This is a genomic window from Mycobacterium sp. NGS48, assembly GCF_059812585.1.
Window position 1 is genome coordinate 351,004 of sequence record NZ_JCALCY010000002.1, and the last position, 23,300, is coordinate 374,303.

26 protein-coding genes and 1 pseudogene are annotated in these 23,300 nt (G+C 65.8%); 10 read left to right on the forward strand and 17 right to left on the reverse strand.

Annotation, left to right across the window (positions count from 1 at the left end):
* Positions 1-207: 207 nt before the first annotated feature.
* Both AC5Y42_RS05340 and AC5Y42_RS05345 read left to right on the forward strand, forming a co-directional pair.
* Positions 208-447: a restriction endonuclease gene (locus tag AC5Y42_RS05340; RefSeq protein WP_499896781.1), complete on the forward strand. Its 240-nt coding sequence runs from the start codon at positions 208-210 to the stop codon at positions 445-447.
* Positions 411-1,118 (forward strand): annotated as a pseudogene (locus tag AC5Y42_RS05345) (type ISP restriction/modification enzyme); the annotation flags it as partial. The gene AC5Y42_RS05340 and the pseudogene AC5Y42_RS05345, both read left to right, overlap by 37 nt.
* A 310-nt stretch (positions 1,119-1,428) precedes the next feature.
* On the opposite strand, the gene AC5Y42_RS05350 reads toward AC5Y42_RS05345, so the two are convergent.
* From AC5Y42_RS05350 to AC5Y42_RS05365, 4 genes are all read right to left on the reverse strand, one after another.
* Entirely contained in the window at positions 1,429-2,814 is a 1,386-nt protein-coding gene (locus tag AC5Y42_RS05350) for a WXG100 family type VII secretion target (RefSeq protein WP_499896344.1), read from the reverse strand.
* A complete protein-coding gene (locus tag AC5Y42_RS05355; RefSeq protein WP_499896345.1) occupies positions 2,814-3,125 on the reverse strand; it encodes a WXG100 family type VII secretion target in 312 nt (103 codons plus the stop codon). The genes AC5Y42_RS05350 and AC5Y42_RS05355 overlap by 1 nt, the downstream gene beginning before the upstream one ends.
* A 386-nt stretch (positions 3,126-3,511) precedes the next feature.
* On the reverse strand, positions 3,512-4,621 hold the full coding sequence (locus AC5Y42_RS05360; RefSeq protein WP_499896346.1) for an MBL fold metallo-hydrolase: 1,110 nt from the start codon (positions 4,619-4,621) through the stop codon (positions 3,512-3,514).
* Positions 4,622-4,625: 4 nt separating this feature from the next.
* Positions 4,626-5,354 (reverse strand): enoyl-CoA hydratase, encoded by a 729-nt coding sequence (locus tag AC5Y42_RS05365; RefSeq protein ID WP_499896348.1) that lies wholly within the window; start codon positions 5,352-5,354, stop codon positions 4,626-4,628.
* Positions 5,355-5,380: 26 nt separating this feature from the next.
* Here AC5Y42_RS05365 and AC5Y42_RS05370 point away from each other — a divergent pair, with 26 nt between their 5' ends.
* From AC5Y42_RS05370 to AC5Y42_RS05380, 3 genes are all read left to right on the forward strand, one after another.
* On the forward strand, positions 5,381-6,883 hold the full coding sequence (locus tag AC5Y42_RS05370) for a carboxyl transferase domain-containing protein (RefSeq protein WP_499896350.1): 1,503 nt from the start codon (positions 5,381-5,383) through the stop codon (positions 6,881-6,883).
* Between the two features lie 90 nt (positions 6,884-6,973).
* Positions 6,974-7,675 (forward strand): two-component system response regulator PrrA, encoded by a 702-nt coding sequence (gene prrA, locus AC5Y42_RS05375; protein ID WP_499887105.1) that lies wholly within the window; start codon positions 6,974-6,976, stop codon positions 7,673-7,675.
* Positions 7,676-7,685: 10 nt separating this feature from the next.
* Positions 7,686-9,026 (forward strand): sensor histidine kinase, encoded by a 1,341-nt coding sequence (locus AC5Y42_RS05380; protein ID WP_499896351.1) that lies wholly within the window; start codon positions 7,686-7,688, stop codon positions 9,024-9,026.
* A 13-nt stretch (positions 9,027-9,039) separates the two neighbouring features.
* On the opposite strand, the gene arfC is transcribed toward AC5Y42_RS05380, so the two are convergent.
* From arfC to pdxH, 7 genes are all read right to left on the reverse strand, one after another.
* Complete coding sequence (gene arfC / locus AC5Y42_RS05385) at positions 9,040-9,198, reverse strand: channel accessory protein ArfC (RefSeq protein ID WP_499896353.1); 159 nt, start codon at positions 9,196-9,198, stop codon at positions 9,040-9,042.
* A complete protein-coding gene (gene arfB, locus AC5Y42_RS05390; RefSeq protein ID WP_499896355.1) occupies positions 9,195-9,347 on the reverse strand; it encodes a channel accessory protein ArfB in 153 nt (50 codons plus the stop codon). Before arfB ends, arfC begins: the two co-directional genes overlap by 4 nt.
* A 27-nt stretch (positions 9,348-9,374) precedes the next feature.
* A complete protein-coding gene (gene arfA / locus AC5Y42_RS05395; protein WP_499896357.1) occupies positions 9,375-10,004 on the reverse strand; it encodes a channel-forming protein ArfA/OmpATb in 630 nt (209 codons plus the stop codon).
* Between the two features lie 54 nt (positions 10,005-10,058).
* Complete coding sequence (locus AC5Y42_RS05400) at positions 10,059-10,421, reverse strand: FKBP-type peptidyl-prolyl cis-trans isomerase (RefSeq protein WP_499896359.1); 363 nt, start codon at positions 10,419-10,421, stop codon at positions 10,059-10,061.
* A gap of 38 nt (positions 10,422-10,459) precedes the next feature.
* Positions 10,460-11,755 (reverse strand): citrate synthase, encoded by a 1,296-nt coding sequence (locus tag AC5Y42_RS05405; RefSeq protein WP_499887115.1) that lies wholly within the window; start codon positions 11,753-11,755, stop codon positions 10,460-10,462.
* Between the two features lie 109 nt (positions 11,756-11,864).
* Positions 11,865-13,178, reverse strand: coding sequence for an MFS transporter (locus tag AC5Y42_RS05410; protein WP_499896360.1), 1,314 nt, complete (start codon positions 13,176-13,178; stop codon positions 11,865-11,867).
* A gap of 32 nt (positions 13,179-13,210) precedes the next feature.
* Positions 13,211-13,867, reverse strand: coding sequence for a pyridoxamine 5'-phosphate oxidase (gene pdxH, locus AC5Y42_RS05415; RefSeq protein ID WP_499896361.1), 657 nt, complete (start codon positions 13,865-13,867; stop codon positions 13,211-13,213).
* 83 nt (positions 13,868-13,950) lie between these two features.
* Between pdxH and AC5Y42_RS05420 the strand changes: the two genes are divergently transcribed.
* The gene (locus AC5Y42_RS05420) at positions 13,951-15,072 is read left to right on the forward strand and encodes a citrate synthase 2 (protein ID WP_499896363.1); all 1,122 of its coding nucleotides are present in this window, start codon (positions 13,951-13,953) and stop codon (positions 15,070-15,072) included.
* Between the two features lie 27 nt (positions 15,073-15,099).
* Here AC5Y42_RS05420 and AC5Y42_RS05425 read toward each other — a convergent pair whose 3' ends face one another.
* Both AC5Y42_RS05425 and AC5Y42_RS05430 read right to left on the reverse strand, forming a co-directional pair.
* The gene (locus AC5Y42_RS05425) at positions 15,100-16,794 is read right to left on the reverse strand and encodes an FAD-dependent oxidoreductase (protein WP_499896365.1); all 1,695 of its coding nucleotides are present in this window, start codon (positions 16,792-16,794) and stop codon (positions 15,100-15,102) included.
* A gap of 16 nt (positions 16,795-16,810) precedes the next feature.
* A complete protein-coding gene (locus AC5Y42_RS05430) occupies positions 16,811-17,833 on the reverse strand; it encodes an AurF N-oxygenase family protein (RefSeq protein WP_499896783.1) in 1,023 nt (340 codons plus the stop codon).
* Positions 17,834-18,007: 174 nt separating this feature from the next.
* Between AC5Y42_RS05430 and serC the strand changes: the two genes are divergently transcribed.
* Together serC and sepH are read left to right on the forward strand one after the other, a co-directional pair.
* Complete coding sequence (gene serC / locus AC5Y42_RS05435; RefSeq protein WP_499896367.1) at positions 18,008-19,126, forward strand: phosphoserine transaminase; 1,119 nt, start codon at positions 18,008-18,010, stop codon at positions 19,124-19,126.
* Between the two features lie 90 nt (positions 19,127-19,216).
* The gene (sepH, locus tag AC5Y42_RS05440) at positions 19,217-19,993 is read left to right on the forward strand and encodes a septation protein SepH (protein ID WP_499896369.1); all 777 of its coding nucleotides are present in this window, start codon (positions 19,217-19,219) and stop codon (positions 19,991-19,993) included.
* A gap of 25 nt (positions 19,994-20,018) precedes the next feature.
* Here the strand turns inward: sepH and AC5Y42_RS05445 are convergent, their stop codons facing one another.
* Genes AC5Y42_RS05445 through AC5Y42_RS05455 form a run of 3 tightly spaced genes read right to left on the reverse strand, consistent with a single transcriptional unit; the run spans position 20,019 to position 21,514 of the window.
* Complete coding sequence (locus tag AC5Y42_RS05445) at positions 20,019-20,294, reverse strand: DUF2537 domain-containing protein (RefSeq protein WP_499896371.1); 276 nt, start codon at positions 20,292-20,294, stop codon at positions 20,019-20,021.
* A gap of 9 nt (positions 20,295-20,303) precedes the next feature.
* Positions 20,304-21,134: a TrmH family RNA methyltransferase gene (locus AC5Y42_RS05450; protein ID WP_499896373.1), complete on the reverse strand. Its 831-nt coding sequence runs from the start codon at positions 21,132-21,134 to the stop codon at positions 20,304-20,306.
* Positions 21,131-21,514, reverse strand: a complete 384-nt coding sequence (locus AC5Y42_RS05455; RefSeq protein WP_499896784.1) for a MarR family transcriptional regulator — start codon at positions 21,512-21,514, stop codon at positions 21,131-21,133. Before AC5Y42_RS05455 ends, AC5Y42_RS05450 begins: the two co-directional genes overlap by 4 nt.
* Before the next feature lie 155 nt (positions 21,515-21,669).
* Between AC5Y42_RS05455 and AC5Y42_RS05460 the strand changes: the two genes are divergently transcribed.
* Positions 21,670-21,978, forward strand: coding sequence for a DUF2530 domain-containing protein (locus AC5Y42_RS05460; protein WP_499896375.1), 309 nt, complete (start codon positions 21,670-21,672; stop codon positions 21,976-21,978).
* Between the two features lie 15 nt (positions 21,979-21,993).
* The gene (locus AC5Y42_RS05465; protein ID WP_499896376.1) at positions 21,994-22,449 is read left to right on the forward strand and encodes an SRPBCC family protein; all 456 of its coding nucleotides are present in this window, start codon (positions 21,994-21,996) and stop codon (positions 22,447-22,449) included.
* On the opposite strand, the gene AC5Y42_RS05470 is transcribed toward AC5Y42_RS05465, so the two are convergent.
* Positions 22,446-23,246, reverse strand: coding sequence for a DUF3027 domain-containing protein (locus AC5Y42_RS05470; protein ID WP_499896786.1), 801 nt, complete (start codon positions 23,244-23,246; stop codon positions 22,446-22,448). The two genes, AC5Y42_RS05465 and AC5Y42_RS05470, sit on opposite strands and share 4 nt — an antisense overlap.
* Between the last annotated feature and the right edge of the window lie 54 nt (positions 23,247-23,300).

Below are 23,300 nucleotides of genomic sequence, written 5' to 3' on the forward strand. Positions count from 1 at the left end.
ACTGTGGATAACTGCCGCGGGCCACCATTCATCAGCCGGGTGTCGGCTGTCGGCAGTATGGTCGTCCGGACTGGGAAGAGTGAAGGGAATCGGCCGGCGATGGGGTCCGTGCACGAGGTCATCGAGGCGTTCCGCAAGGCTCCGTCGAACTCGGAGCGGGGAACGAAGTTCGAGAAGCTAATGGTGCGGTATTTCGAACTGGACCCGATGCTGTCGCAACGGTACGACGCGGTGTGGCGGTGGATCGACTGGCCGGGGCGGCAGGGCAAGACCGACACCGGTATCGACCTGGTGGCCCGCGAACGCGACACCGGTGACTACACCGCGATCCAATGCAAGTTCTACGAGCCGATGCACACGCTGTCCAAGGGCGATATCGACTCGTTCTTCACCGCGTCAGGCAAGACGGGACCTACGAGAAGGCTGAATCCGCAGAAGGCAAGCTAGATTACGCCCCTGGCACCTCTGACGTCGACCAGCACGGCTACGGCTACCGCCGCGTCGACAACATCACCGACGGCATCCTCAATCTCTACCGCGACGCGATCGGCGAGAACGTCGCCAAGGACGACATCTTCTACTACGTGTACGGGCTGCTGCACGACCCTGCCTATCGCGAGAAGTACGCAGCTGACCTGAAGAAGATGCTGCCTCACATCCCGACACCGGAAACTCCTGCACGTTTCGAGCAGCTTGCCGATGCTGGCCGCAAGCTGGCCGAACTGCATGTCGGTTACGAGGACGTGGACCCGTATCCCCTTGATGTGCAAGTGAAGCCAGGTGTCGACCTAACGGACCGCGAGACCTGGCGAGTGGAGAAGATGAAATGGCGGTCCAAGCAAGACCACTCAGCGATCGTCTACAACACCAAGGTCACTATCGCCGGAATCCCTGAGGATGCCGAACGCTACATGCTCGGCTCACGGTCCGCGCTGGGCTGGATTATCGACCGGTATCGGGTGACCACCGACAAGGCCTCGGGAATCGTCAACGACCCCAACGACTGGTGCGACGAGCACGACGATCCGACCTACATCGTTGACCTCATCAAAAAGGTCACCACCGTCAGCGTCGAGACCATGAAGATCGTCGACAGCCTGGCGCCGGCAGGCGACTAGCCGGATTCGCTTCTTTCTTCGGCCGCGGGATGCTCGGCTGGAGTTCGGCGCGCCCAGGCAACTAAGAAGCCGAGAGCGAGGATTATCGGGACGGTAACCCACCAAAAGAACAGCACGTACATCGGGGCAGCAAATACTATGTCCCACATCAAAAGACCGACATATGGGTTTGAGGATGCCGATTCTGCGACGTTGTTCGTCACCAGAGCCAGGACATATACCGCGACTATCGCGACAATGTAAACCAAGAACGCTGCCGCCACGACGGACCACAAGAGCCGCCACCAAGACGGTTTTGCGAACGTCAGACTCATCGTCCCACTGCCACGTTGGGAATGCCGCCCTGGAACGGACTGGTCAGTTGTGTGGTGTGCGACAAGAAGGGGTCGCCTCCCAATGGATTGGCGTTCTCCAGCTCCCACAACCAACCCGGCATGTTGGGCCGTACCGGCGGAATCGTGGCGTCGCCGATCCAGTGATGCCGGGAAAGGCTGGTGCCTGGTCCGTACTCGCTGCCTGAGTTCGCAGGCGTCCATTGCAGTTGAGAAGGTGCGGCGCCGTCGCGGTATTGATATGTCTCCATGCTCGGATAGATCGTAGTGTTTCCACCGAGGGCGACCGTGCCGTCCGCCTGCGGACTCAGGGTGATCCTTCCATTGACGGTGATGCCTAATGCCTTACCTACGGGGTTCTCGTAGGCGTCGTAAGCGTTGTAGTCGATGGTCATCCGCCCGTCCGGCGCCTGGACGACGTGGACGTTAGGAGTACCCGCTGCCGCACCGCCGCGTTGCCCATCGACATTCACGGTCGGGTTTTGGCGGACGACGACGACGCCGTGGTCGTAATCCACGAACACGGACACGCGCGACGCTTCGGGGTCCGCTGTAGCGCTCGGGCCACGGTTATCTCCGAGATTCATCGGGAACAACCGCCCTTTGCCGACATCGTCTAAGTCCTTAGCAGTATTTATCACCTGGTCGGTAGGGATGAACATGTTGGACCGAACGACCCCTTTGCCCGGCTGCGGTGTGACCCGCCCAGCAACGACCTGCGGCGGCACCCCGCCGTACTTGGGGTCATAGCTGTGCGGATCCAGAGCCGCTGCCATCCGCCAATCGTTTGCGCTGACCGGCTCGCGTCCGTACACCTTTTTGAACGCTTCCTCTTGGTTGTGTGTGCGCTCGCTGTTCGGGTCCAGCGGGACAGTCGGCGGGCTTCCAGGCTGGTCCACTCCGTCGAGCAAGTTCACCGCGTGCGTCAATTCGGCGTCGGTCTTCTCACCGGCGGCGTGAATTTCCTTAAGTGCGTTTACGATTCGTTCCTGGTCTTCCGGTTTGGCGTCTTCGGTAAGCGGTGTGACGGTGCCGGTGGCCATGTCGATGGCAAACTTGCCTTCGGCAAGTGCTTTGATGTCCCTCAGCTGCTTCTGAACAGCTTCGATGTCATCGGCCGCGCCTGTCATCGCCTTGGCCGCTTCCTGGTGGGCCTCGGTATGGGTCGCCAGGTAGGCGGCGAGTTTGTCCAAGCTCTGATTCGCTGCCTCCGCAGCTTGTCCGCTCCACGTGCTGTTGATCGGCAGGTGCTTCAGCGCACCCTTGATCTCGTCCATCGACGCGGCGCGATTGTTCAGCGCTTTGGCCACGTCACGAACGTCGTGGGCGTCCCATCGCTCGATGTCGGCCAGGGTCAGCGGCATCAGAGATGATCTTCGCGCACTCGGATAATGTCCGCCGCGGCGTTATCGTCGATGTTCTCGTAGGCATGCCCGATCTTCGTGAACGCCTCGCAGTGGTGCTGCAACTCATTGCTGATTTGGGCCGTGATGCCTTGCAGATGGGCAAGTTTGTCCCGCAACGCTGCCGTCGACGAACCGACCCATCCCGACGCTGCTGATTCGATGGTGGCGTTCGCCGCTTCGTGCGCCTCGGTGTGCTCGGCGCGGTGCATGGCGAGGTGATCCGACGAGATGAACAGGTCGGCGGGATCAACCTCCAGCGGCTCAGGCACCGTTCCTCCTCCCCGGCTGTGCACAACCCCTACCACGTGATTCTAAGTCTCGCTCACTTCTTCGTCCGACACAGATTCGTCTTGTACCCTTCTGAGCTGGGGCTTGTCGCGCCTCAACGCCTGCTGAACGGTGTCACCATCTGGCATCGACGCCAGGTAGTCGGCCTTGGTGAAGGGCTGACCGGTCTGACGCCGCGTTCGGATTCGGCGAAGATGCGCGCGTGCACCGTCCACGGCTCGTGGCGAACCACGTCGCGGAAAAGCTCGTTGTCCATCGCATAGACACCGGGCACCGACAGATTTTTCGGCTCGCGGACTTGCAAGATTTGTGTTGGAGACGGACTTACTTGACAGGTACCAAATGCACAACGGCCGGTGTCATCGGCTCAAAGCCGCCACCATGGTTCGAATTCCGCCGGCAGCTTCGGATCCACGCGCTGGCCGGGCTTGGGCACCACCACTCGGACGTCGGACGCCTCGGCGGCGGCCAGCAGCCGTTCGATCGGCTCGGCCCACGGGTGTGGCGCCAACCGGAAGGTGCACCAGTGGATCGGCACCAAAAGTCGGCCACCGATGTCCAGGTGTGCCTGGACCGCCTCCTCGGGGTTCATGTGAATGTCCGGCCACGCCTTGTTGTAGGCACCGACCGGCATCAGCGTGACGTCGAACGGTCCGTGGTCGGCGCCGATCTGCCCGAAGCTCGTGGTGTAGCCGGAGTCACCGGCGAAAAAGGCGCGATGGCGCGGACCGATGATCGCCCAGGACGACCACAGTGTGGTGTTGCGGTTCAGGAACCGCCCGGAGAAATGGCGCGCAGGTGTGCAGATCAGGGTGAGCTCGTCGATCTGGGTGCTCTCGTTCCAGTCGAGTTCGATGATGCGTTCCTCGGGGATCTCCCATTCGCGCAGGTGCGCGCCGACGCCGAGTGGGACGACAAACGGTGCTCGTTGGCTACGGGCCAACGCCACGATGGTGTCGATGTCCAGATGGTCATAGTGGTCGTGGCTGATCACAATGGCGTCGAGAGCCGGCAGTCCATCCAACTCCCCCGGCGGCGGATGCATCCGTTGCGGGCCGACGACATCGGACGGTGAGCAGCGCTCACTCCACACCGGATCGGTCAGGACGCGATAGCCGTCGATGTCGAGCACCGCCGTGGCATGGCCGTACCAGCAAACCTCGAGAGCAGTGGAACCGCTGTCGCAGCCCGGCGGCGATTCCACCGGAATCGACGCCGCGGGCCGGGATGCGGCGCGCCCGCCGAGAACCTCACGCAGGACCAGCCGCTGTTGTTCGCGGTCCATGCTGAACAGGGACGCCGGTTCGAGGTTGGTGAAGACACCGTCGTGGAAATTGGGTGAGCGATCGGCTACCGCACGAATTTTGGCGGGGCCGGCGCCGAGCGCGGCCGGTGCGCCGTGCACCGCGCGCAGCACCCACCCACCGCCGGCCAGCGTCACCGTGCCGGCGGCCAGTCGCAGCGCTCCGCGCAGCATGCGGTCAGGCCCCCTGAAACTTCGGTGGCCGCTTCTCCACCCGAGCGACCTGCGCTTCGATCACGTCCTGACTGCCCCACGCCTTGTCGAAGAGCTCTTTGTGGACCGAACTCGCCTCCTCGATGGCGTCGTCATTGAGCACCCGCTTGGCGTGCTGCAGCGCCAGCGGCGCCAGCCCGGCGATCTCGGCAGCCCACTCTTGTGCCTCGGTCAGCGTTCCGATCCGGTTGGCCATACCGGTCTGCAACGCGACGTCGGCGGTCAGCTTTTCCGCCGACAGCAGCATCGCCCGTGCACGGCCATGGCCGACCAGCGACGCTAGTCGACGGATGCTCCAGTTATCCAGCGCCAGGCCGTATTTCGACGTGGGGAATTGGAAGAACGCTTCGGGTGCCACCACCCGCAGGTCACATTGCATCGCCAGCTGCAGCCCGGCGCCGATCGCGGGGCCGTTGATCGCCCCGATAATCGGCATCGGCGACGCATCCAACACTTTGTGCAGCTCGACGAGCCGGTCCGGGTAGTCGGCGGCGAACGCGTCGCCGCTCAAGTCCGCGCCGGCGCAGAACACGGTGCCCTGCCCGGTCAGCACGATCGCGCGGACGTTCTCCCCCGATGCCTTCTCCACCGCCTCGCGCAACTCCTCGACAAGCTGGGAGTTCAGCGCGTTGCGCCGTTCGGGTCGCTGCAACTCGATGGTCATGACGAGTTCGACCTGGGTGACACCGATCATGCGGGCCAGCCTATTAGCCTCTCCTCGTGAGCCAGATCGGGACCGTCGAACTGCGCGACGCCGTGCTCGACGATGGATCCTTCACCAGCTGGGACGACACGCCGCTGACCGTGCCGACCAACGAGTCGTATGCACGCGAGCTGGCGAAGGCCCGCGCCGCGACCGGACGTGACGAGTCGGTGCTGACCGGCGAGGGCCGGGTGTTCGGTCGTCGGGTGGCCGTGGTGGTCGGCGAGTTCGGCTTCCTGGGCGGTTCCATCGGCGTCGCCGCGGCCGAGCGAATCACGACTGCCGTAGAGCGTGCGACCGCCGAGCGGCTGGCGCTGGTTGCATCGCCGAGCTCCGGGGGCACCCGGATGCAGGAGGGCACCGTCGCATTCCTGCAGATGGTGAAGATCGCCGCGGCCGTCACCTTGCACAAGCAAGCGAACCTGCCCTACCTGGTGTATCTGCGCCATCCGACAACCGGCGGGGTGTTCGCGTCATGGGGTTCGCTGGGGCATGTGACCCTCGCTCAGCCCGGAGCGCTGGTGGGCTTTTTGGGCCCACGCGTCTACGAGCAGCTCTACGGCGAACCGTTCCCGGCCGGTATCCAGACCGCCGAGAACCTGGCGCGCCACGGGGTGATCGACGGCGTCATACCGCTCGCGGAGCTCCGAGAGACGCTGGATCGCACATTGACGGTGGTCGCCGACGATCCCGAGCTGCCGCCGGCGCCCGCGCCGGTCGACGAAGTGCCCGACGTCGAGGCGTGGGATTCGGTGGTCGCATCACGACGCCCCGATCGGCCCGGGGTCAAGCATCTGCTGCGGCACGGCGCCACCGACCTGGTCCTGCTGTCCGGCACGGGCCAGGGCGAGGCGGCGACAACGCTGTTGGCGCTGGCCCGCTTCGCCGGCCAGCCCGCAGTTGTCCTCGGCCAGCAACGCGTCGTAGGCGGGATCGTGGGGCCGGCAGCGCTGCGCGAGGCTCGCCGGGGCATGGCTCTGGCCGCCGAACTGCGCCTGCCGCTGGTCCTGGTCATCGACACCGCCGGACCGGCCCTGTCGGCCGAGGCTGAGGAGGATGGGCTGGCCGGTGAGATCGCCCGATGCCTGTCCGATCTGGTCACACTGGACACCCCGACGGTGTCGGTGCTGTTGGGGCAGGGCAGCGGCGGGCCGGCGCTGGCGATGGTGCCCGCCGACCGGGTCCTGGCCGCACGCCACGGCTGGCTGGCGCCGCTGCCGCCGGAAGGCGCCAGCGCGATCGTCTTCCGCGACACCGCGCACGCCGCTGAACTGGCTGCCGCACAAGGAATCCGGTCGGCCGATTTGTTGGCGTCGGGGATCGTCGACGCGGTGGTGCCCGAGTACCCTGATGCCGCCGACGAGCCCGTCGAGTTCTCCCAGCGCCTCTCCCGCATGATCGCCACCGAGCTTCACGCGCTGCGCGGGGTGCCGGACGCCGAGCGTACGGCGGCGAGGTTGCAGCGCTACCGCCGCATCGGGCTTGCCGGGCCTATGGCGGGCCGCTTGCCGGAGGATTAGCATCCTGTTCAACTTGATATCGAATGCGATATCACTTCTCCGCGGCATGTCATCGCCGCTGTCCGATGCCCGATCAGGCAAGATGGGCGCATGGACACTGGTGCGACCTCACCCCGGGTTTTGGTCGTCGACGACGACTCCGACGTGCTGGCCTCGCTGGAACGCGGCCTTCGGCTGTCCGGCTTCGAGGTGTCTACCGCGGTCGACGGCGCCGAGGCGCTGCGCAGTGCCACTGAGACCCGGCCGGATGCGATCGTGCTCGACATCAACATGCCCGTGCTGGACGGCGTCAGCGTGGTCACCGCGTTGCGCGCCATGGACAACGACGTGCCGGTCTGTGTGCTGTCGGCGCGCAGCTCGGTCGACGACCGGGTGATGGGTTTGGAGGCCGGCGCCGACGATTACCTGGTCAAGCCATTCGTGTTGGCCGAATTGGTAGCGCGGGTCAAAGCGCTGCTGCGTCGCCGCGGCTCCACCGCGACGTCCTCGTCGGAAACCATCACGGTCGGCCCGCTGGAGGTCGACATCCCCGGCCGGCGGGCACGAGTCAACGGCGTCGACGTCGACCTGACCAAGCGGGAATTCGACCTGCTCGCGGTGCTGGCCGAGCACAAGACCGCGGTGCTGTCGCGTGCTCAACTGCTGGAGCTGGTGTGGGGCTACGACTTCGCCGCCGACACCAACGTGGTCGACGTGTTCATCGGCTACCTGCGGCGCAAGCTGGAGGCCGGCGGCGGACCGCGGCTGCTGCACACCGTGCGCGGGGTGGGATTCGTACTGCGCATGCAGTGACCAGGCGGCCATGAACTTCTTGTCCCGGATCCTCACCCGTACGCCCTCGCTACGCACCCGGGTGGTGATCGCGACCGCGATCGGTGCGGCGATCCCGGTGCTCATCGTCGGCACTGTGGTGTGGGTCGGCATCACCGGCGACAGCAAGGAGCGGCTGGACCGCCGACTCGACGAGGCGGCGGGTTTCGCAATCCCCTTCCTGCCCCGCGGCCTCGACGAGATCCCCCGATCGCCGAACGACCAGAACACGGTGATCACCGTGCGCAAAGGCACTCAGGTGACGTCCAACGCGAACGTCACGCTGCCGGAGTTGCCCGTCGGGTACGCAGACACCTATGTCGACGGCGTGCGCTACCGGGTACGCACGGTCGAAATTCCGGCGCCGCAACCGATTTCGGTGGAGGTAGGAGCCACCTACGACGACACCATCCTGCGCACCAACAACCGGCATCGGCGAGTGATTCTGATCTGCGGCTTAGCGATTGGCGCGGCGGCGGTATTCGCTTGGCTGCTGGCCGCATTCGCGGTACGACCGTTCAAGCGGCTGGCCCAGCAGACCCGGGCGGTCGACGCCGGCGACGAAGCGCCGCAGGTGAAAGTCCGCGGCGCGACCGAGGCAGTGGAGATCGCCGAGGCGATGCGGGGCATGCTGCAGCGAATCTGGAACGAGCAGGACCGCACCAAAGACGCACTGGCGTCGGCCCGCGACTTCGCGGCGGTGTCGTCGCATGAACTGCGCACCCCGCTGACCGCGATGCGCACCAACCTCGAGGTGCTCTCCACGCTGGATCTGCCCGACGACCAACGCAAGGAAGTGCTCAGCGACGTGATCCGCACGCAGTCGCGCATTGAGGCCACCTTGAGCGCACTGGAGCGGTTGGCCCAAGGTGAGTTGTCGACGTCGGACGATCATGTGCCGGTCGACATCACCGAGTTGCTGGATCGCGCAGCCCACGACGCCATGCGGGTCTACCCCGATCTCGATGTCTCACTGGTCCCGTCGCCGACGTGCATCATCGTCGGGCTGCCGGCCGGGTTGCGGCTGGCCGTCGACAACGCGATCGCCAACGCGGTCAAACACGGCGGTGCCAGCCGGGTTCAGCTGTCAGCGGTCAGCTCGCGAGCCGGGGTGGAAATCGCCGTCGACGACAACGGCAGCGGGGTGCCCGAGGAGGAACGTCAGGTGGTGTTCGAGCGATTCTCGCGCGGCTCGACGGCCTCCCATTCAGGCTCGGGTCTGGGCCTGGCGCTGGTGGCTCAGCAGGCTCAATTGCACGGCGGGACAGCGTCTCTGGAGAACAGCCCGCTAGGCGGAGCGCGGCTGCTGCTACGGCTCCCCCCGCCACGCTGACTCCAACGCCGAGTTACGGATCAGCGGGTAGGTCGTCCTGTGTGGCGTCGTCCTCAGCGGCGTCGGAGCCAACCGGCGCGTCAGATTTGACCCGCCGAATCATCAGCGCGAACGTCAGCGCCAACCCGAGCGCAAAAGCCAGCACCATCAACCACCAGTTCGGGTCGGTCATGGCGCTCCTATCTCTCGCGAACCGGGCGTCTCCACGAGGGCCTGCTCTTCACTGGTGCGCTTGACAGATATCACGGTGATCGCCCAGGCGACCCCCGAACCCACCACGAAAGCCAACAGGTACCAGAGCCATTGGGTGACGAAGTCCATATCGGGTTCTCCTCAGCTGCCGCGATTTCAGCGCGGTCCGGTCGGCATGACGGGACCGGAGTTCTCCATCTCATTGACGAGATTCAAGTTGGGCCAGGCGTCTTCGGCTGCCTGCTCGACCGCATCCTCCTGATCGGCCGATGCGGCGGTCCCGGTTAGCGTGATGGTGTCACCCTCGACGGTCAGGCTGAAATCGGGAATCGCCGCTGCCGCGTTGAAAACCGGCCCCGCATCGGAGAAATCGAGCGAGTTGACGTCGGGGTTGATGCCGAGATAATCGATCACGTTGGCGTTCGAACCGACCGATGCGATCACCGCGTCCAGCAGCGCCGCCTTGGCTTTGGCGTCGGGAAATTCGCCGCGCAGCGTGATGTCGTTGCCCGTCCGGATGATCGACACCGGCGCCAACGTGATCGGCGGAATGGTCGGTGTATTCGGCAAGGCGCCCGGCTGCGACGGCGGGTTCAGCGTCGGCAGGGCGCCGGGCGACTCGTTGGTCTCCGAGCGCGTTCGATCCAGCAAGCCGTAGCCGATCACTCCCAAGAGCAGCGGAATCACCACTAGCCCGATCAACCACGGGACACCAGGAGATCGTCGGTAGAACTTCGAAGCCGCCCGCCGCTCGGGGGTTTTGGGTGCTTCGCCGGAATCCGCCATCGGCCCTCCACGGTCGAGTTCTTGTTCGGGCGATTTGAAGCCTAAGCCTGCGGGCTACCGGGTGGCGAGCAGGTCGATGACGAAGATCAACGTTTTACCTGAGAGCTGGTGCCCCGAGCCGGCCGGACCATAGGCCTGCGCGGGCGGGATGACCAGTTGGCGCCGACCGCCCACCTTCATTCCGGGGATACCGTCCTGCCAGCCCTGGATCAGGCCACGCAGCGGGAATTCGATGGACTCGCCGCGACTCCACGAACTGTCGAACTCCTCGCCGGTGTCGTACTCCACCCCCGCGTAGTGGACCTCGACGGTGCCGCCCGGGACGGCTTCGGGCCCGTCGCCGACCACAAGGTCTTGGATGACCAATTCAGTGGGCGCGGGACCGGCCGGGAATTCGATCTCTGGTTTCTGTGTCACCGGGCCACCATAGCCTCGGAGCCGCGGCAGCCGGTCGGCTACCGCGCGTCGATGGTGGCGTAGTTCCGCTCGGTGTAGCCGGTGTAGATCTGGCGCGGACGGCCGATCTTGCTGTCGCCCTCGTCGTGCATCTCGCGCCAGTGCGCGATCCAGCCCGGCAGCCGCCCGAGCGCGAACAGCACGGTGAACATCCGCGTCGGGAAACCCAGCGCCCGGTAAATCAGCCCGGTGTAGAAGTCGACGTTGGGGTACAGCTTGCGCTCGACGAAGTAGTCGTCGGTCAGTGCGGCCTCTTCGAGTTCCTTGGCGATATTCAGCAGGTCGTCGTCGCCGCCCAGCTTGGCGAGGATCTTGTCGGCCTGTTCCTTGACGATGCGCGCCCGCGGGTCGTAGTTCTTGTAGACGCGGTGGCCGAATCCCATCAGCTTGACGCCTTCTTCGCGGTTCTTGACCTTGCGGACGAACTCGCCGACGTTGTCGTCGCTTTCGCGGATCTGCTCGAGCATCTCCAGCACCGCCTGGTTGGCGCCGCCGTGCAGCGGCCCCCACAGCGCGTTGATGCCACCCGAGATCGAGGTGAACAGGTTGGCCCGCGACGAGCCCACCAACCGCACCGTCGACGTCGAACAGTTCTGCTCGTGATCGGCGTGCAGGATGAACAGCATGTCCAGCGCCCGAACGATCTCCGGGTCTGGGTGGTAGGGCTCAGCGGGCAACCCGAACGTCATTCGCAGGAAGTTCTCCACCAGTGTCTGTGAGTTGTCCGGGTAGAGGAACGGCTGGCCGACCGACTTCTTGAACGCGTAGGCGGCGATGGTCGGCAGCTTGGCCAGCAACCGGATCGTGGAGACCTCCACCTGGTCGCCGTCCATCGGGTCCAGCGAATCCGGGTAGTAGGCGGAGAGCGCGTTGACCACACTGGAGAGCACCGGCATCGGGTGGGCGTTGGGCGGGAACCCGTCGAAGAACCGCTTCAGATCCTCGTGCAACATGGTGTGCCGCTGGATACGACGGGTGAACTGATCCAGTTCGTCCTTGGTCGGCAATTCCCCATAGATCAGCAGATAACTGACCTCGATGAACGTCGACTTCTCGGCGAGCTGCTCGATCGGGTAGCCGCGGTAGCGCAGGATGCCGGCCTCGCCGTCGATGTAGGTGATCGCGCTTTTGGTGGAAGCGGTGTTCATGAAGCCGCTGTCGAAGGTGGTGTACCCCGTCTTGGCCAGCAGCGAGCCGAGCGCAATACCGTCGGCTCCCTCGGTGGCGTGTGTGATCTCCAGGTCCAACTCACCACCCGGGTACCGAAGAGTGGCGGTGTCGTCGGTTGCGGCCACAAGAACCCCTTTGCGCGTCTCTGATGCTGCCTAGGTTGCGTATAGCTGAAGGTAGTCGTTATTGCGATGGCGCGCCCGCCCGGGGGCGGAGTGCGCGGCGGGTCGATGGTCAGGTAGAGCCCCGGCGCGCCGCCGCTCTCGGTGCGCGGTAGCGGACGAACGCCGGGGCGGCCAGCGCGGCGACCACGATACCCGCGACCACCAGCGCACCTCCGCCCGCGGCGGTGGCCGATGTCCCGATCACTTCGGCCGCGGCGCCGTGCACCGCGTCGGCCAATCTGGGCCCGCCGGCAACCACCACGATGAACACTCCTTGCAGGCGCCCGCGCAGGTCGTCGGAGGCGGCCGCTTGCAGGATCGTCGAACGGAAGGCGGCCGACACCATATCCGCGGCACCGCCAAGGGCCAGAAATGCCAACGCCGCCCACAGCAGCGACCCGGCCCGACCGTGCGCCGCGCCGCTGACCACTCCGAAGCCGACCATCGCCATTCCCCATACCGCGATCGCGGCGACGGTTACCAAGCCTTGGCGCCCGACTCGTGGCAACCAGCCGGAGAACACGCCGCCCGCCACCGCGCCGACCCCCATCGCCGCGGCCAACAGCGCCATCGCGGTTCCGCCTTCGACCGGCCCGCCGAAGCTCTCGTGAGCCATCTGCGGGAACAAAGCGCGCGGCATGCCCAGGATCATCGCGATCAGGTCCACCACGAACGACATCAGCACCACGGTGTTGCCGGCGAGGTAGCTAAACCCGGCCAGCACCGCGCTAAAGCCCCACCGCGACGAGGCGGCCCGCGGTTCGATTACCGGCATCGGCGTCAGCCGAAACGTCGCCCAGATCGGCGCCAAACAGGTCAGCGTGTCAATCAGATACAGCGTCGACAGGTCAACCCAGTTCAGCATCAATCCGGCCAACAGCGGGCCGACGATCACGCCGAACGACGTCACCGTCATGTTCAGCGAATTGGCGGCCGGCAGCTGGTGGCCGGGCAGCATTCGCGGGATGGCCGCCGAGCGGGTTGGCGAGTTGACCGCATAGAACGCCTGCTGCACCGCCAACAGGCCCAGCACCACCCACACGTCGTCGACCGACAGCGCGGCCTGCAACCACAGCAGCAGCGAGGACACCGCCAGTCCGCACGAGGCGATGATCAGCAGGATCCGCCGGTCCATCGCATCGGCCCAGGCGCCGCCCAGCAGGCCGAAGACGATCAGCGGAACTAACGCGAAGATTCCGGAAAGCCCGACATATGCCGAATTGCGGGTGAGCGCATAGATTTGCACCGGCACCGCGAAGATCGTCAGGTTCGCGCCGATCACGGTGACGATTCCAGACAGCCACAGCCGACGGAAGTCCGCGGTCCGCAGCGGTGTGGTGTCGGCAATAAGCCCGCTCGGTCTGATTGTCCGACTCCTCCTCATCGCGCTGCGCGCTCTGCATCGTCGTCGGACGTTCAGGGCTGCAGGCGTTCGACAACCCCGCTGATGACGCGAATTCGGTTGTGCACCCGGTTTTCTCGACCCTGCCAGAATTCGACGACGTCGGGCGCGATGCGGTAGCCACCCCAGGCGGGCGGGACCGGGATGTCCTCGGTGTCGGCGAAGCGCGCGGTCACCTCGGTGAGCTGATCGAGCAGCGCGGCACGCGACGCGATCGGCTGTGACTGCTGCGACGCCCACGCGCCCAGCTGTGAACCGCGGGGCCGCTTCGACCAGTAGTCCTGCGTCGTCTGCGGATCCACCTTGGTGACCGGGCCGCGGATGTGGAATTGCCGGCCCAACTGATACCACGGGAAAGTCGCCGACGCGTACGGCGTTGCGGCAAGTTCGGCGCCTTTGGCCGAGTCGTAGTTGGTGTAGAAGGTGATGCCGTCCTCGTCGACGTGCTTGCACAGCACCGACCGGCTGACCGGCTTCCCGGACTCGACGGTGGCCAACACCATGGCGTTGGGCTCAGGAATCCCCGCGCGCTCGGCCTCGTCGATCCACTTGCAGAACAACGCAAGCCATCCCTCGTCGAGCCACTTCTCGTCGAGGTCGCCGCTGCCGTCTTTCTCTGACCCGTATTCCACTCGCATTGCCGCCAGGTGCTCGTTGTCTAGGCCTGCCACCGGTCAACGCTACCGCCCGGCTAACCGCCGCTTGATTACCGGCCGGTAGCAACGAGCCCGGAGCAGGGTGCGAGAATTCACCTATGACTGTGATCCCGGAGAATTTCGTCGCCGGCCTCGAAGGCGTGGTGGCATTCACTACCGAGATTGCCGAGCCGGACAAGGACGGCGGCGCGCTGCGGTACCGCGGCGTGGACATCGAGGATCTGGTGAGCCGACAAATCACCTTCGGTGATGCGTGGGCTTTGCTGGTCGACGGTAAGTTCGGTCACGGTCTGCCGCCGGCAGAACCGTTCCCGCTGCCGATCCACACCGGTGACGTGCGGGTGGACGTGCAGGCGGGCCTGGCAATGCTGGCACCGATCTGGGGATACCAGCCGCTGCTCGACACCGATGACGACACCGCGCGCGCCCAGTTGGCGCGGGCCTCGGTGATGGCGCTGTCCTACGTCGCGCAGTCGGCGCGCGGCATCTACCAGCCCGCGGTGCCGCAGCGTGTTATCGACGAATGCACCACGGTCACAGCGCGTTTCATGACCCGGTGGCAGGGTGAACCGGACCCCCGGCATGTCGAGGCCATTGACGCCTACTGGGTGTCGGCCGCCGAGCACGGGATGAACGCCTCGACGTTCACCGCACGGGTGATCGCCTCGACGGGTGCGGACGTGGCCGCGGCGCTGTCAGGCGCGATCGGGGCGATGAGCGGCCCGCTGCACGGCGGCGCGCCGGCCCGCGTGCTGCCCATGCTCGAAGAGGTCGAGCAGACCGACGATGCACGTGGACTGGTCAAGGGCATCCTGGACCGCGGCGAAAAGCTGATGGGATTCGGTCACCGCGTCTACCGTGCCGAGGATCCGCGCGCCCGGGTGTTGCGCGCAACCGCCAAACGTTTGGGGGCGCCGCGCTACGAGGTGGCGGTGGCGGTGGAGCAGGCGGCGCTGTCCGAACTGCGGGAGCGCCGGCCAGACCGCGCAATCGAGACCAACGTCGAGTTCTGGGCCGCAGTGATCCTGGACTTCGCCCGAGTGCCGGCCAACATGATGCCGGCGATGTTCACTTGCGGTCGCACCGCCGGGTGGTGTGCTCACATTCTCGAGCAGAAGAAGCTGGGCAAGCTGGTCCGTCCGTCGGCCATCTATGTCGGCCCGGACCCGCGCAGCCCGGAATCCGTCGAGGGGTGGGAACAGGTTCGCGAGGCCTCATAGTCCGCCGCGACGAGATAGTGGCTCCGACTATGAAATCCGGTCCACCAGCGCATCGAGCAGCCGTCGGCCAACCGATGGTCTGGGCGCCGCCGCCGCGATCGCCAGCATGTCGTCGACGGCGGTGAACTTGTCGCGCGGCCGCTCGTCGGCGGCGCCGCGCGCGACCTCGGCGGCGTCGATGGCGTGCCAGCCGGCGGCGTCGATAGCCTCGGGCCGGCGCGCGTGCACCAGTCTGGCCAGGGTCCGCGGCCCGGCTTGCGGATCGGCCAGCAGGCCGTCGTTGAAGTCGGCGACCAGCGCCTGCACAGTGTGCAGAGAGCAGGACTTGTTGGTGCCGATGAACCCGGTCGGTCCGCGTTTGATCCACCCGGCCACGTAGGCGCCGGTCACCGGTTGTCCCGAATCCGGATCAACGACGCGGCCCCCGTCATTCGGTACTACTCCAGCGGCATCGTCGAACGGCAGGTCACGAATCGGGTTGCCGTGGTAGCCGATTGACGTCAGCAGCAGCCCAGCGTCCAATTGGCGCACCTCGTCGGTGCCGGTGACCGTGAACTCCACGCCGCTGACGCGCTGCTCGCCGAGGACGCGCGCAGGGGTGAGCTGATAGGTCAGCCGGATCCGCGGTCTCGACGGCACCGTTGAGGCGTCACCGAGTTTGCTGAGGATCTGCAGTTTCTGCCTGGTCGATTTGTCGGAGACGGACGCGAGGTCGCGGCGCACCAACTCGTGGTCGGCGGCGTCGAGCACCACGTCGGCGGTGGTGGTCAACCCGATCAACTCCGGCAGCGTGAACGCCGACTGTGCGGGTCCGCGCCGAGCCGCGATCACCACCTCCTGCACCCGCGACGCACGCAGCACTTCCAACGCGTGGTCGGAGATATCGGTGCCGGCCAGCTGATCGGGATCGGCGGTGAGAACGCGGGCGACATCGAGCGCAACGTTGCCGTTGCCGACGATGACGACTCGCTCATGGCTCAAATCGACTGGCAGATCAGTGAAATCGGGATGGCCGTTGTACCACGCCACCATCTCCGTCGCGGTGCCGGTGCCGTTAAGGCCCATCCCGCCGATGTCGAGCCGTCGATCATTCGGCGCACCAACGGCATACACGACGGCGTGGTGGTGAGCCAACAGATCCGCGTGGCTCAGGTGCTCACCAACCTCCACGTTGAGAAAGAACTGGAAGCCCCGACGATCGGCGACCTCCTCGAACAGCCGGGTTACCCGCTTGGTGTTTTGGTGATCGGGTGCCACCCCGGCACGCACCAACCCGTACGGGGTGGGCAGCTTTTCGAACACGTTGACCCGCACTCCGGGCTGGGTGAGCAGCTCGTCGGCCGCGTACATCGCCGCCGGCCCGGAGCCGACGATCGCCACGGTCAGCGGGCAGCCGCGGGCATGCACCTCCGACGCCGGAATAACCGGGGCCAGCTTCGAAGTCGGCGGCAGCTTCACATCGGCGGGCCGTTCCGGGTAGAACGACGAGTTGATCTCGATGAACGGCAGTTGCTTAGACTCCAGCCGGGTATCGGGCGCAATGGCTCCCACCGGGCAGGCGCTCACGCAGGCTCCGCAGTCGACGCAGGCCACCGGGTCGATGTAGAGCATCTCGGAGGTGGCGAAACCCGGCTCGTCCGGCGTGGGATGGATGCAGTTCACCGGACAAGCGAAGACACAGGACCCGTCGTTGCAGCACGACTGGGTAATAACGTGCGGCATGAATCAACCGGGACTGTCAGGCAGCCGGCACCGCGGCCAGGTGCTGGCGCGCTGGTTCGCTGCGGTAGCGCGACGGCTTGCCGTTGATCTTGCAGATCCGCCATATCAACTTGGCGACCGGGTTCATCAACCCAGTGTCGTGACACAGCATTCGGACATCGCCGAACATGTCGCGAAGCATCTGCTGGGACTCCGGCGAGCGGAAGAACACGTCCTTGCGCACCTGACGGGGGATATCGAACTCACGCCAAAAAGCCTTCGGCGGCACCACAATCGCCGAGCACAGGATCCGCATGGTCACCGGGACAAACAATGACAGCCAAAAACGCTTGCGGCGCGGCAGATCCGGGACACGCTTGCGCAGGTACTCGTGGGCAAACGAGATGTGGCGAGCCTCTTCGGCGACGTGAATCGCCATCACCCGTTCCATGATCGGGTGCAGCTCCTTGCCCTCGCGCAGCACGTTCTTCTGCGTGTGGTCGATCGGCTCCTCGCCCGCCAGGATGCCGAACCAGAACGGGATGGGCAGCGGGCCGGCGACCAACGGGATCAAAGGCTGAACCCATTTCAGCAACCGCGGCATGCCTGGCACGTCGGCCCCGATGTGGTTCACCATCTCCTGGAACATCATGGTGTGGTTGCACTCTTCGACCGCTTCGTGCAGGCAGTACCGATACTCCGGCGATCCGTTCGGAACCCAGAAGGCGTACTCCATCAGGCCGCGAATCAGGATCGACTCGAAGTGCAGGCCGACCTTGGCGACGTTCGCCTGGCGCCACATGCCGATCTGGATCTGGCGTTCGGCGGACTGCGCCTGATACCAGGGGTGGCGGCCCAACGGATCAGTCGTCGGCAGTTTCCAACGCGGGTCGTTGTCGGTGACCGCGAACTCGGGTGACTTCCAGTCGATGTCGGTGTAGGGGTTGAAGTTGCGCCGCACCGACCCCTCGGACAGCGTGTTCAGCATGTCCACGTACTGCTGGTCGTCTTGGACGTCCATGTTGCGGCGCCAGCGCCGTATCATCTTCGTCCGAGCCATCTTCTGAGCCATCCCCGGTCTCTCCTGATGAGGTTTACATTTGGACGTCTTGTGTCTAGACAGTACCGCAGGTATCGCAAACTTTCTAGACCCCCGCGGACACTGTGGTGCAGCGGCGGACGACGACCATGATGTGGTCTGGGTCACACAGCCGCAGTCACTAGCCTGGTGATCATGGCTGAGGCATTGACGATCCCCGACGGCATTAAACCCCGCGACGGCCGGTTCGGATCGGGTCCCTCCAAGGTGCGCCCCGAGCAGCTGCAGGCGCTTGCCACCAGCGCCGCCGGGCTTTTCGGAACCTCGCACCGGCAGGCGCCGGTGAAGGATCTGGTCGGCCGGGTACGCACCGGCTTGCGTGACTTCTTCTCGGTGCCCGACGGCTACGAAGTCATCCTGGGCAACGGCGGCGCGACCGCGTTCTGGGACGCCGCGGCGTTCGGGTTGGTCGACAAGCGGTCGCTGCACCTGTCCTACGGCGAGTTCAGCTCGAAGTTCGCTTCGGCGGTCACCAAGAACCCGTTCATCGGGGAGCCGATCGTCGTCAAATCCGAGCCCGGTAACGCACCCGAGCCGCAAAGCGACCCGTCGGTCGACGTGATCGCCTGGGCACACAACGAAACCTCGACCGGCGTGGCGGTGCCGGTACGGCGCCCGGCCGGCTCGGGTGACGCGCTGGTGGTCATCGACGCCACCTCCGGCGCAGGCGGGCTGCCGGTCGACATCACCGAGACCGACGCCTACTACTTCGCGCCGCAGAAGAACTTCGCCAGCGATGGTGGTTTGTGGCTGGCGATTCTGAGCCCGGCGGCGCTGGCCCGCATTGAGACCATCGCGGCATCTGGACGCTGGGTGCCCGATTTCTTGTCGCTGCCGATCGCGGTGGAGAACAGCCTGAAGAACCAGACTTACAACACCCCGGCGATCGGAACCCTGGTACTGCTGGCCGAGCAGATCGACTGGCTGTTGGGCAATGGCGGGTTGGACTGGGCAGTCAAGCGCACTGCGGACTCGTCGCAGCGGCTGTATGGATGGGCCCAGGAGCGGCCGTACACAACGCCGTTCGTTGCCGAGCCGGGGCTGCGTTCACAGGTGGTCGGCACCATCGACTTCAGCGACGACGTGGATGCTGCGGCCGTCGCGAAGGTGCTACGGGCCAACGGCATCGTCGACACCGAGCCGTACCGCAAATTGGGACGCAACCAGTTGCGCGTCGCGATGTTCCCCGCCGTGGAGCCCGACGACGTCAGCGCCCTCACCGAATGCGTCGACTGGGTCGTCGAACGGCTCTGAGCCGGGCGGCGTGTCAAAACGGTAACGGTCGGTCGCTGCACTAAAGTGCGCACCAATCGGGTCGGATGCAACGGCTCGGAGGAGGTCGCCATGCGGGAACTCAAAGTCGTCGGACTCGACGTCGATGGCAACCACATCATCTGCGAGAGCGACAATCCGGCCGACAAGTTCACCCTGCGGCTCGACGACCGGTTGCGGGCCGCGGTGCGCGGTGACGGGGCACGGGCGGGGCAAACTCAGATCGAGATCGAGGTCACCAGCATGCTGCGTCCCAAGGAGATCCAGGCCCGTATCCGTGCCGGCGCGTCCGTCGAGCAGGTAGCCGCGGCCGCCGGTGTGGATGTCGCGCGGGTCGAGCGGTTCGCTCACCCAGTGCTGCTGGAACGTTCGCGCGCCGCTGAGCTGGCGACTGCCGCACATCCCGTCCTGGCCGACGGTCCCGCCGTGCTGACACTGCTGGAGACCGTCACCGCCGCACTGGTGGCGCGCGGCCTCAACCCGGATGCCACCACGTGGGACGCCTGGCGCAACGAGGACGGACGCTGGACGGTGCAGTTGGGCTGGAAGGCCGGGCGCTCCGATAACCTGGCGCATTTCCGCTTCGTCCCGGGTGCCCATGGCGGGACTGTTACGGCGATCGACGACACGGCCAGTGAGCTGATTGACCCAGACTTCGACCGCCCACTGCGGCCGCTGGCACCGGTCGCCCAGTTGGACTTCGAGGAACCGGAACCGGAACCGCCGACCGCAGAAGACACTGCACCGGAGGAACCCCCGAGTGAGCCGGCACGCGGACGTCGCGGCAAGCCGCCGGTCCCGGCGTGGGAGGACGTGCTGCTGGGGGTCCGCTCCGGCGGGCAACGCTGATCTGGATCGTCGGCAGACCTGGGAGCTACCTCCCCAATATCGCCAGCGTCAGCAGGGCTAGCCACGCGCCCGTGACACCCACTCCTGCGCCCAACACGAACCAACGCAACACCGGCGTATACCGCCACCCCCAGAGGGTGGGTGCTAGACCTCCGGCCGCGACGACGTTGAGCCCGACCGCCAGTAACGGATGCACGCGGACCAACCCCAGACTGAGCACCACGATCGCGACTGCAGTTACTGCGGCGACAAACCCGGCCACCGTCAAACCCGTTGCCCACGGGGTGGTTTCGTCAGACACCAGCCGAGCCTAACCCGATTGCTCGCGTGCACGTTCGTAGAAGGCGAGAGCCGCCGCGGTAGCGACATTGAGCGAATCGGTGCCGCGCGACATCGGAATGCGCACCCGTACATCGCTTGCCTGCATCGCGGCCCGACTCAGTCCGTGTCCTTCGGCGCCCACCAGCACTGCAACCGGTTCGTCACGCACCAGGCGCATCGCCGCCGGCAGCGTCTCGCTATCGCAGCCGGGCGTCATGGCCAGTAGCCGAAAACCCTTTTGCCGCAGGATGTTTAAGTCATCAGGCCAGTCGGATGCCCTGGCGTACGGTACCAACAGCGCGTGGCCCATCGACACCCGCACCGCGCGCCGGTACAGCGGATCCGCGCATCCCGCACCGAACACCACCGCGTCCACGCCGAGTCCGGCCGCGTTGCGAAAGATCGACCCCAGGTTCTCGTGGTCGTTGACGCCCTCGAGCACCGCAACGGTCCGCGCTCCGTCGAGAACCTGCGCGACACTCGGATCCGGCACCCGACGCGCCGCGGCCAGCACCCCGCGGTTGAGGTGAAACCCAACCACCTGTGCCATCACTTCCGCGCACACCCGGTAGCACGGGGCGGTACTGCCAACCAGGTCCGGTCTGAGCTCGGCGAGCCTGCGATCGGTGCCCAGAAACGCCAGCGGCGTAAACCGGGATGCCAACATGCGCTGCACCACCAGCACACCCTCGGCGATGACCAGACCTTTTCCGGCCGGAAGGTCGGGGCGACGATCGATGCTGTTCAGATCCCGGAAGTTGTCGAGCCGCGGATCGCCGGGATCGTGGATATCGCAGACCACGACGTGGTCTGTGCTCACGGACTTTCGTCGACCAGCGCCAAGATGAGGTCCGCAGCGTTGCGCAGAGTGTCACGCTCGGCACGGGCCAGGCCCGCCAACCGCTGAGCGAGCCACTCCTGGCTGGCACGATATTCGGCCTCCAGCAGTTCAGTGCCGGCTTCGGACACCGAAACCAGCACCTGCCGACCGTCGTCGGGGTGTGCGACACGGTCGACGAACCCCAGATCGGCCAGTGAGGCGATCACTCGGGTCATCGAGGGCGGCCGGACCCGTTCACGACAGGCCAACGTGCCGGGCGTCATCGGCCCGTCTTTGGCCAAGGTCGACAACGCCGACAGTTGCGACAGCGATACCGGGGACTGCGGGCGCCGAAACCGCAGCTGCCGGGCCAGCCGCATGACTGCCAACGACAAGTCGCTGGCCAGCCGCGTATCGCCGTTGATCACAGCGCGAAGGTTACGACACAACGTCCGTTCGTAAACAGCGAATCACCGACACATGCGGCGCGGGCCGGGTTTGATGGGCCGCTTGCCGCCGGGTTAGCGTGATCTCGATGTCCGTCGAGCCAAAGCAAAGCCCCAAGCCGCCACGTCTGCCGGTTGCGTTGCTGGACGTGTGGCCCGTCATCGCGGTGGGCGCGCTGGCCTGGCTGATTGCTGCGGCGGCTGCATTCATCGTGCCCGGCCTGGACAACTGGCGACCGGTGACGCTGGCTGGGCTGGGCGTCGGGCTGCTGGGCACCACGATCTTCCTCTGGCAGCGCGACGCTGCTCGCCGCGGCGCGCGCGGCGCACAAATCGGGTTCGAATCCCAACTTGATCGGGTCCAAAGTGAGTTTGACCCAACGAACGAAGACCACTAACAGGAGGACAGTTCAATGGCAGCGCCGCTATTGCAAGCACAAGTCGACATCAAGGCGCCGGTGGCCAAGGTTTGGTCATTGGTATCGGATTTCCGGCTGATGCCGCAGTGGAGTCCGCAGTGCCGCTGGATGAAGCCCCTCGGCCCGCTACGTCAGGGCACCCGGACCCTCAACCTCAACCGCCGCAACTTCCTGTTCTGGCCGACCACGTGCACCGTCACCGAGGTCATCCCCGAGGAGAAGGTGGCGTTCAAGGTCAACGCCAACGGCACCATATGGTGCTACGAGCTGCAAGCGATCCCCGAGGGCACCCGACTGGTCGAGAGCCGGCACGCCGAAAACGGGGTCAAGGCGATCTCAAGCATGACGGTGAACGCGCTGATGGGTGGGTCGGACAACTTCGATCGCGAACTGGTCGAGGGAATGAACGTCTCGCTGGCCAACATCAAAGCCGCCGCCGAGAAGGGTTAGGACTCCGCGGGTTCGTCGGCGGGTTTCTCGGCGACGTCGAGCACGCCATCGTCGTAGGGCTCGTATGCCGGCGAGCCGCTGCCGGCCGGCGCCGGTGTGTCGGAATGCGCGCCGCACCCGTATTCGTAGTCGACGACGTGACCATCGGCGGACATCTCGTTGCCGCAGACGCCGAACATCGCGCCCAGCGAACCCGCCAACGGCAAGAAGAAGCCACAGTCGCGGCACACTCGTTTGGTCGACCGCGCCATCGGCGAACTGGGGCCGTAGTCGCCGTCGTGCCAGCGCCCGGCCGCGTGTGAGCGGCCCCAGGCACTCATCACCCGCCGCCGTCCGAATCCGACCTCGGCGGCGACGTCGTCGACCTGCGGGTCGCCGCTGGCCAGATAGCCCGGCACCAGTCGCGGGTCGTCGGGCAGCGGTGCGAGGAGATCTCCCGGTCCCAGGTCGCCCGGTCGCACCCGCTGATCCCACGGCATCCAGTCCGGCGCCAGCAGCGCCGTCGGCCCCGGAACCAGTACGACCTCGCTGATGGTGGCGTGGTCGGCGCCGGGGTAGGCGGCTACGACGACGGCCCATTGCCATCCCTGATAGCCAGGCAGGTGGGCCAAAAAGCGGTGGGTGGCCGCGGTAGGACCCTCGTAGCCGACGCCCAGGTATTCGCCCACTACGTCGGCCCCGCTGAACTCGCTCGCGGCCGTGCGAGCCTGGTCGGCCGCACCGGTGAGGACCGCGGCCAACGCTGGCGACCATTCGGCCGTCGCCGTCGCCGCCGATTCCCCTGTGGGCCCGGTCACGCTGTCCGCTGTCTCCATACTTCTTCAATAGTGCCGCAGGTCCATAGCGGCCAG

Coding starts and splice junctions, on each gene's coding strand:
- AC5Y42_RS05350 (WP_499896344.1), bottom strand. CDS start 2,814: ATGCCGCTGACCCTGGCCGACATCGAGCGATGGGACGCCCACGACGTT.
- arfA (WP_499896357.1), bottom strand. CDS start 10,004: ATGGCGGATTCCGGCGAAGCACCCAAAACCCCCGAGCGGCGGGCGGCT.
- AC5Y42_RS05465 (WP_499896376.1), top strand. CDS start 21,994: ATGGCAGCGCCGCTATTGCAAGCACAAGTCGACATCAAGGCGCCGGTG.
- AC5Y42_RS05425 (WP_499896365.1), bottom strand. CDS start 16,794: ATGCCGCACGTTATTACCCAGTCGTGCTGCAACGACGGGTCCTGTGTC.
- arfB (WP_499896355.1), bottom strand. CDS start 9,347: ATGGACTTCGTCACCCAATGGCTCTGGTACCTGTTGGCTTTCGTGGTG.
- arfC (WP_499896353.1), bottom strand. CDS start 9,198: ATGACCGACCCGAACTGGTGGTTGATGGTGCTGGCTTTTGCGCTCGGG.
- serC (WP_499896367.1), top strand. CDS start 18,008: ATGGCTGAGGCATTGACGATCCCCGACGGCATTAAACCCCGCGACGGC.
- prrA (WP_499887105.1), top strand. CDS start 6,974: ATGGACACTGGTGCGACCTCACCCCGGGTTTTGGTCGTCGACGACGAC.
- sepH (WP_499896369.1), top strand. CDS start 19,217: ATGCGGGAACTCAAAGTCGTCGGACTCGACGTCGATGGCAACCACATC.
- AC5Y42_RS05365 (WP_499896348.1), bottom strand. CDS start 5,354: ATGATCGGTGTCACCCAGGTCGAACTCGTCATGACCATCGAGTTGCAG.
- AC5Y42_RS05430 (WP_499896783.1), bottom strand. CDS start 17,833: ATGGCTCGGACGAAGATGATACGGCGCTGGCGCCGCAACATGGACGTC.
- AC5Y42_RS05360 (WP_499896346.1), bottom strand. CDS start 4,621: ATGCTGCGCGGAGCGCTGCGACTGGCCGCCGGCACGGTGACGCTGGCC.
- AC5Y42_RS05420 (WP_499896363.1), top strand. CDS start 13,951: ATGACTGTGATCCCGGAGAATTTCGTCGCCGGCCTCGAAGGCGTGGTG.
- AC5Y42_RS05410 (WP_499896360.1), bottom strand. CDS start 13,178: ATGAGGAGGAGTCGGACAATCAGACCGAGCGGGCTTATTGCCGACACC.
- AC5Y42_RS05455 (WP_499896784.1), bottom strand. CDS start 21,514: ATGCGGCTGGCCCGGCAGCTGCGGTTTCGGCGCCCGCAGTCCCCGGTA.
- AC5Y42_RS05340 (WP_499896781.1), top strand. CDS start 208: ATGCTGTCGCAACGGTACGACGCGGTGTGGCGGTGGATCGACTGGCCG.
- AC5Y42_RS05460 (WP_499896375.1), top strand. CDS start 21,670: ATGTCCGTCGAGCCAAAGCAAAGCCCCAAGCCGCCACGTCTGCCGGTT.
- AC5Y42_RS05380 (WP_499896351.1), top strand. CDS start 7,686: ATGAACTTCTTGTCCCGGATCCTCACCCGTACGCCCTCGCTACGCACC.